The organism is Microbacterium sp. bgisy207 (assembly GCF_057706855.1).
Map to the genome: position 1 here is coordinate 1 of NZ_JBYIPB010000031.1, position 1,449 is coordinate 1,449.

Here is a 1,449-nt window from a genome sequence, read left to right on the forward strand (position 1 = left end):
GGGGGTGTCAGATGGTCTGTGTGAGTGGGGTTCACCTCGAAGGAGAACATCATGGAGACCATGGCTATCAGTCCGGAGCGCGAGGAGCGCAGGCGTCGGCAGAAGGAGCTCGCTGATCAGTTGAAGTCGTCGGGTGCGATGGATGAGATCTTCGCGAAGATCGATGCCGGCACCCCGCTGACGGGCGATCAGGGGCTGCTCGGTGGCATGCTGAAGGCCGCGCTGGAGCGGGGCCTGGACGCGGAGCTGACCGAGCACGTCGGGTACGAGCGTGGTGATGCGGAAGCGTCGCTGTATCCGAACTCCCGCAACGGCACGACGCCGAAGACGGTGTCGACCGAGATCGGTGAGATCGACCTATCGGTCCCGCGGGATCGGAACGGGTCGTTCACCCCGATGCTCGTCCCGAAGGGGCAGCGCCGGCTGGATGGGCTGGACGGGATGATCATCTCGCTCTATGCCGGCGGGATGACCATCCGCGATATCCAGCATCATCTCGCGAACACGATCGGCACCGAGCTCAGCCATGAGACGATCTCGAAGATCACCGACCAGGTCGCCGACGAGGTCCTCGCGTGGCAGACCCGCCCATTGGAAGCGTTGTATCCGGTGATCTATCTCGACGCGATCATCGTGAAGATCCGTGACGGCGGTCACGTGCGCAACAAGGCCGCGCATATCGCCGTCGGGGTCGACATGGACGGGATCAAGCACGTCCTGGGTATCTGGGTGCAGGCCACCGAAGGCGCGAAGTTCTGGGCATCGGTCTGCGCCGAGCTTGCCAACCGTGGCATCCGCGACGTGCTGATCGTCTGCACCGACGGGCTCACCGGATTTCCCGAGGCGGTCGCGGCGACGTGGCCGCAAGCGACCGTGCAGACCTGCGTGGTCCACCTGATCCGCGCGGCGATGCGGTTCGTGAACTACAAAGACCGCAAAGCCGTCGCCGCCGCGCTGAAACCGATTTACACCGCGGTGAACGAGGACGCCGCGCTCGAAGCGCTCGAGGCGTTCAGCGACTCCGAGCTCGGCCGCCGCTACCCCTCGGCGGTGAAGACGTTCCAGGACGCCTGGGACCGGTTCACCCCGTTCCTGGCGTTCCCGCCCGAGCTGCGCCGCGTGATCTACACCACCAACGCGATCGAGTCGCTGAACTACCAGCTGCGGAAAGTGACGAAATCGCGGGGTCACTTTCCCAACGACGCCGCCGCGGTCAAGCTGCTCTGGCTGGCGATCTGCGACATCGAAGACAAGCGCGCCCGAGAACGCGAGAAGGAACGCGGGCGCCCCTCCAGCCAGCGAAAAGCTTCCGGCCGACTCATCGAGGGCAACGTGACCACGAACTGGAAACAAGCCCTCGAACAACTCGCACTCGCCTACCCCGACCGCATCACCCCCTACCTCTAACCACCAACACCAACCCGCTTACACAGAAGACTTGACAAGCCC

The 1,449-nt window shown here is 64.4% G+C and carries 1 protein-coding gene; it reads left to right on the forward strand.

Annotated elements, in window-relative coordinates; translation table 11 throughout:
* The first annotated feature begins 60 nt into the window (after positions 1 to 60).
* Complete coding sequence (locus AC3ENO_RS14890) at positions 61 to 1,407, forward strand: IS256 family transposase (protein ID WP_228481089.1); 1,347 nt, start codon at positions 61 to 63, stop codon at positions 1,405 to 1,407.
* The last annotated feature ends 42 nt before the right edge of the window (positions 1,408 to 1,449 follow it).